6 protein-coding genes are annotated in these 5,367 nt (G+C 57.9%); 4 read left to right on the forward strand and 2 right to left on the reverse strand.

Annotation, left to right across the window (positions count from 1 at the left end):
* A partial coding sequence (locus ACF8AM_RS00200) for a DUF1571 domain-containing protein (RefSeq protein ID WP_392553687.1) occupies positions 1–512 on the forward strand: 512 nt, incomplete at its 5' end.
* A gap of 853 nt (positions 513–1,365) precedes the next feature.
* On the opposite strand, the gene tmk is transcribed toward ACF8AM_RS00200, so the two are convergent.
* Both tmk and ACF8AM_RS00210 read right to left on the reverse strand, forming a co-directional pair.
* Positions 1,366–2,022 carry a dTMP kinase gene (gene tmk, locus ACF8AM_RS00205; RefSeq protein WP_392553688.1) on the reverse strand — a complete coding sequence of 219 codons (657 nt, stop codon included), beginning with the start codon at positions 2,020–2,022 and terminating at the stop codon, positions 1,366–1,368.
* Complete coding sequence (locus ACF8AM_RS00210) at positions 2,022–2,597, reverse strand: hypothetical protein (RefSeq protein WP_392553689.1); 576 nt, start codon at positions 2,595–2,597, stop codon at positions 2,022–2,024. Before ACF8AM_RS00210 ends, tmk begins: the two co-directional genes overlap by 1 nt.
* Positions 2,598–2,752: 155 nt before the next feature.
* Between ACF8AM_RS00210 and ACF8AM_RS00215 the strand changes: the two genes are divergently transcribed.
* The 3 genes from ACF8AM_RS00215 to ACF8AM_RS00225 all read left to right on the forward strand — a co-directional run.
* On the forward strand, positions 2,753–4,153 hold the full coding sequence (locus ACF8AM_RS00215; RefSeq protein ID WP_392553690.1) for a transcriptional regulator: 1,401 nt from the start codon (positions 2,753–2,755) through the stop codon (positions 4,151–4,153).
* Positions 4,150–4,920, forward strand: a complete 771-nt coding sequence (locus tag ACF8AM_RS00220; protein ID WP_392553691.1) for an NUDIX domain-containing protein — start codon at positions 4,150–4,152, stop codon at positions 4,918–4,920. Before ACF8AM_RS00215 ends, ACF8AM_RS00220 begins: the two co-directional genes overlap by 4 nt.
* Positions 4,917–5,367 (forward strand): metal ABC transporter solute-binding protein, Zn/Mn family (locus ACF8AM_RS00225; RefSeq protein ID WP_392553692.1); only part of this gene is annotated, 451 nt, incomplete at its 3' end. The genes ACF8AM_RS00220 and ACF8AM_RS00225, both read left to right, overlap by 4 nt.

Here is a 5,367-nt window from a genome sequence, read left to right on the forward strand (position 1 = left end):
AGTCCGCCAAAGGACGCGAGGTGATTTGGATCGAGGACCAAAACGATGGCCAGCTACTGGTTCGCGAAGCCGGGTTTCTTGGCAGCATGATGACCGCCAAGCTCGAACCCACCAATTTCCTAGCCATGCGAGGCCAACGCTATCCAATCACCGAGCTGGGGCTGACGAATCTGGTCAGCAAATTGATTGAGCGTGGGTCTCGCGATGTTGACAATCCCGACGTCCGGGTGATTCGCACCCCCGGCCATCCGTTCGATGGAAAATCATTGACATTGCTGCAGATCCAACGATCCCAACCAACCGACCAACCCGATGATTTCTCATTGGCCGAAGTCGTGATTGACGAAGAGCAGAAGCTGATCGTCAGCTTCCGCAGCTTTGGTTGGCCAGAGTCAGAAGGTGAAACGCCGCCCCTGATCGAGTCCTACGAGTACCACGATCTGATCATCAATCCGAAGTTAACCGACCTCGATTTCGATCCCGCCAACCCGGACTACACATTCCCTGAGTGAGGCGTTTGATCACGATAGGCTTGGCACGATGAAGTGGTTGAGGTTGGCCATTGGCCAAGGTGAGCGGCGCAGGCTAGCACAATCGATTCCCCAGAGCAGTCCGGTAGCATTTTCGCTACCAGATCGGCGGAGCCGGCGCCAAGCATCATCGTTCGGCTCAACAAGGCCCGAAAGGTCGACAGAGCCATTGCCGGGGTCGTCAGGCCCCGGGCGAGAATGCCCACTCAAAAACAAAACCCCGAAAGGGTGACAGAGTCGAATGCATTCTATCGCCCCGCTAGGGCTTGGAGGTGATCGTGGGGTTTGGACCGGGGCCTGACGGCCCCGGCAGCAAATCTGACGGCCCATGGAGCCTCCACTCCTTCCCACGACGGCCCTGGCCGGAGCGACCTAATGGGTACCACCATCGGTCAGGGTTCATGGAAGAGAGCTGCAAGGAGCCAGCCACCTACCCAATGGTGGATGGCACCATCCCGATGTCGATCGTTCGGCTCAACAAGGCCCGAAGGGTCGACAGAGCCATTGCCGGGGTCGTCAGGCCCCGGGCGAGAATGCCCACTCAAAAAAAAAACCCGAAGGGGTGACAGAGTCGAATGCATTCTGTCGACCGGCTAGGGCTTGGGGAGATCGCGGGGCTTGGACCGCGGCCTGACGGCCCGGCAGCAGATCTGACGGCCCATGGAGCCTCCACTCCTTCCCACGACGGCCCTCGCCGGAGCGACCTGATGGGTACCACCATCGGTCAGGGGTTCCTGGAAGGTAGCCGTGAGTCGCGCAGCCCACCCACGGACCAAGTGCCCCAACACATTTCACAACACCGTTCCGGTCTTCGCGAGGGAGAGTGCAATTCTGATCAGAACAGCTCGATCGCCGCGATGGCTTCGGCGACTTCTTCGATCGTTCCTGACGCATCGATGATGTGTGTGCGACCGCCGGCGTTGGGCAACTCATCCAAGAAGGCCTGCCGGACCTTGGCCATGTAGTCCACGCCTCGCGATTCCATCCGGTCGGCTTCGCCACCGACACGTTGCATCGATATCTCAGCGGGCAGGTCCAGCAACAACGTCACATCCGGCTGAACCCCGCCGCAGGCGAGTCGGCCGAGTTGCCACAACGTTTGCGCATCGACTTCTCCTCCGACACTTTGGTAGACCACGTTGGCAAGCAAGAACCGGTCGCTGATCACCGTGACTCCATCGGCCAGCGCCGACCGGAGTGTCGATTCGATCATCTCGCAGCGACTGGCCATGAACAACATCGCTTCGGTGCGACGGTGCATTTCCAGGTCGCTGTCCAGCAGCATCGCTCGCAGCTTGGTTCCCAAATCGGTCGAACCGGGGTCTCGCACATTGAGAACTTCGTGTCCTTTGGATCGCAAACGCCCCGCCAAAATTTCAATCTGCGATGACTTTCCGACGCCATCGATTCCATCGAGGGTGATCAAGCGACCCGGGTACGGGTGAGCGGGTTCCGGCGTGCATGGTTCCGAGTGGTGAGAAACGTCAAGCATCAAAACGTCCCAGTTGAATAGGCATCGGCTTTTCCCACGATTGGCATGTGAGCGTATTCGGACACCAACCAACCCCCGTGGGCAGCCTCCGGATCGCCACTCTTTTCAAATGTCAGCATCAGTCGCCGTGGGATCGAGATGTTTTTGATCGACCCGCGTCTGTCACTGACGGTCACCTTGACCGTCATGTCCACGTTGGCCTGAGGCGGAGAGACGCCCTGGACCATTTTGATCGATCGAATGCTGCCGACCTTGGCGACTTCGAATTCGTAGCGTTGCAGTTCGGTGCCCGCCTGGGTTTTGGTTTGCTCGGCACCGATCAATTCCACCACATCGTCGTAGCGTTCTTCCTCGACAGCTTTCGCGACATCGTAGATCAACGTTTCGATTCGCTCCTCGTCGGTCACCCAATTGCCGGCAATGACCCACGCCAGGGGAATCAATGCGGCACAGACCAAACCCGCGATGGCCAACGCTTTTTTGCCCGTTTGCAACCAACTGAAAATCAATCCGGCGGCGAGAACCCCCAGCATGATCGAAACCACGAGCGGTTGTTCAGCAAGGAGTTGAGTCATCACAATCGCCAGAAAAGAGGAAGAGAGCCGCTTGGTTCCAATTCGCTGGGGTCACCCCAGGAACCACGATTCGATACGATAACCGCATTCGATCCCAGCGCCGTGTGGGGCGCCGGATCCAGTCGGTCATCCCATTCATTTTAGCCACTTGTTCCATGAAACGTGTTTCGTTGCCAGTCGTCTCCGCCCAGCATTACCGTGGGGCAGTCGAAGGTGAATTGTGGGAGTTGAGGCCCGCCGCGGTGGCGGGTTCGTTTTCGACTCGCTCGCAACCCACCGATGATTCACCGGAGGCGATCGCGAAACTCGCCGTGAGCATGTTGCAGACGCCGGTCGACTTCCCCACCGTGGTCGAAGCGATTGTGCCTGGCGACCATGTGGCTTTGGCGGTCGACCCCAACGTCCCGCGAATTTTGGACGTGTTGCGCGGCGTGCTTGCGTTGCTAGGACAAGCCAACGCGGGCAAGGTCAGCGTCGTGCTTTGGAACGAGGCCGACGAGGCGTTGGTGACTCAACTACAACAAGAACTGGATGCCGTCCAAGCCAACCAATCCACTTTGAAACCGATGAAGGTGGAAGTGGTTCGTCACGAACCGCACCGACGCGAAAGTCTGCGGTACATCGTCGCCGACGAAAACGCGGAAGCGGTCTACTTGGCCAAGGATCTGGTCGACGCTGATTTCACGCTGCCCATCCTGTCGGCGCGATCCCGTGATGCGATCACCAACATCGATCCGACCGGCGTCTTCCCGCTGTTCGCAGACGCAGCGACACAGCATCGCTACCAAACTCGAACCACCACGGAACCATCCGAAGCGGCTTGGTTGCTCGGTGTGCAGGTCATGATGTTGATTTCCGCGGATGCCGCAGGCGAACTCGGCCGACTGATCGCTGGCACACCAGATGCTTTGCGGCACGAACTCACCAACTTGTATGCCAGTGGTGAAACGCCCAACCAAGAGTCTTGGGACCGCGACGAACCGGCCGGCAAATCGGCTGCGATCAGCGAGACCGTCCCAACCGCGGAAATGATCGTCGCCGCTCTCGATGGAGACGAAAATTCCCAAACCTGGGCCAACTTGGCTCGGGCTGCCATCGCGGCCGGACGTCATGTCACCCCCGGCGGAACAATTGTGATTTGGTCGCAAGTCAACACGCCGCCCAGTCCCGTTTGGTTGCGAGAACTCGGGCAAGCCCAGCTCGGCATTGAATCCAACGTCGACGAAGCCGACTTCAACGACAACGATGGGGAAACACCAGAATCAACGCCTAGCAATTCCACCAAAATGGATCAGGACACGGCGTTCAAAAACTGGGACACCGAAACACCGTTGGCTCGGCAATGGAACCAACTGATCGCGGATGGTCACGTGCTGCTGCATTGCCAATTGGACGACGACGTGGTCGAGTCCCTGGGGATGGGCGTCATTCATTCGATCGAAGAACTTCGAACCTTAGGAGCGCGTCTCAGCGGTGCCGGTGTCTTGCGCGCGGCGCATTACCACACGGAATCCATCGTCGCCTTCTCAATGACCGATGAGGAGGTTGAACCATGAAGAAAAAACCGAGCGCGGCAACCGTCAAAAAATCGGCCAAGAAATCCGCCTCCCGCAAATCGTCGAAGAAGTCGTCTCGCAAGTCGCATCCGGCTGCGCACCCGGTGACAGACACCAGCGAACGAAAATCCGCGACGAAGAAAGCGAAAAAGCCAGTCAAGAAAAAGACCGCTAAAAAGTCGGCGGTGAAAAGCGTTCGCAAGAAAAGTTCCAAGCCAGCCAAGCGTTCACAAGAACCGATCGAGAACGCGTTCCGTTTTTGCCCGTCCTGCCAAACGCCCAACCAAAACCCAGGTGAGATTCCGTTCCGCTGCGACAACTGTGGATTCGCGTTCTTCTTTGGACCGGTCGCTGCCGTAGGAGCACTGATTGTCAACGATGCCCAAGAACTGCTACTCGTTCGCCGAGCACGCGATCCGGGGAAGGGACAATGGGGATTGCCCGGTGGCTTTGTCGATCGAGGAGAGTCGATCGAAGAAGCCCTGCACCGCGAAGTTGCCGAAGAGACTGAGTTGACCCTGACGGAACTGGAACTGTTGACCACCGGACCGAACAACTACACCTACGCGGGCGTGACCGCCGATGTGATCGATCTGTTCTTTGTCTGCAAAGTTTCCGCGAAGGCCAAGATTCAATTGGAACCCACGGAACTGTCGGAGTTCAAATGGTGCGTGCCAACCAAGCGTGAACTCAACAACATGGCGTTCCCATCCAACCGAATCGCGGTGGAACAATGGATGCGTGAGCGAAAGAAGAACGCCAAATGACCCCCGCGATTCCCACCGAACATTCGGCTCACTCATCCGCCCGATCCACGCCGTCTCGCTGGGTAAACGTGCTGATGGTTGGGGCAATCCTGACCTTCGCCTTTGCGTGCACCAAGGGGTGCACGAACTCATCCGGCAAACCCAAGAGCAATAAACTGCAGGTCCTCGCCACAACCGCGATGGTGGGCGATGTCGTCAAAGGGGTGGGCGGTTACAAAATCGAAGTCAGGGTGTTGCTCGGTCCAGTTGTCGACCCGCACCTATACAAAACGACTCGTGATGACGTGGCTCAAATATTGGATGCCGACGTGGTGTTTTATTCCGGTTTGATGCTCGAAGGCAAAATGTCAGACACGCTTGCGAAGGTCGGAAAGTCCAAACCCGTTTTCGCCGTGACAGGGGACTTGGCCCCGGATCGATTGTTGTCCGATTCCAAGCGAACCGGCC

Origin of the sequence: Rhodopirellula sp. JB055, assembly GCF_043100905.1 — a bacterium.
Taxonomy (GTDB): domain Bacteria; phylum Planctomycetota; class Planctomycetia; order Pirellulales; family Pirellulaceae; genus Rhodopirellula.

Bases quoted from the DNA above. Each gene is read 5' to 3' on its own strand.
- tmk (WP_392553688.1), bottom strand. From the start codon at position 2,022: ATGCTTGACGTTTCTCACCACTCGGAACCATGCACGCCGGAACCCGCT.
- ACF8AM_RS00210 (WP_392553689.1), bottom strand. From the start codon at position 2,597: ATGACTCAACTCCTTGCTGAACAACCGCTCGTGGTTTCGATCATGCTG.
- ACF8AM_RS00215 (WP_392553690.1), top strand. From the start codon at position 2,753: ATGAAACGTGTTTCGTTGCCAGTCGTCTCCGCCCAGCATTACCGTGGG.
- ACF8AM_RS00220 (WP_392553691.1), top strand. From the start codon at position 4,150: ATGAAGAAAAAACCGAGCGCGGCAACCGTCAAAAAATCGGCCAAGAAA.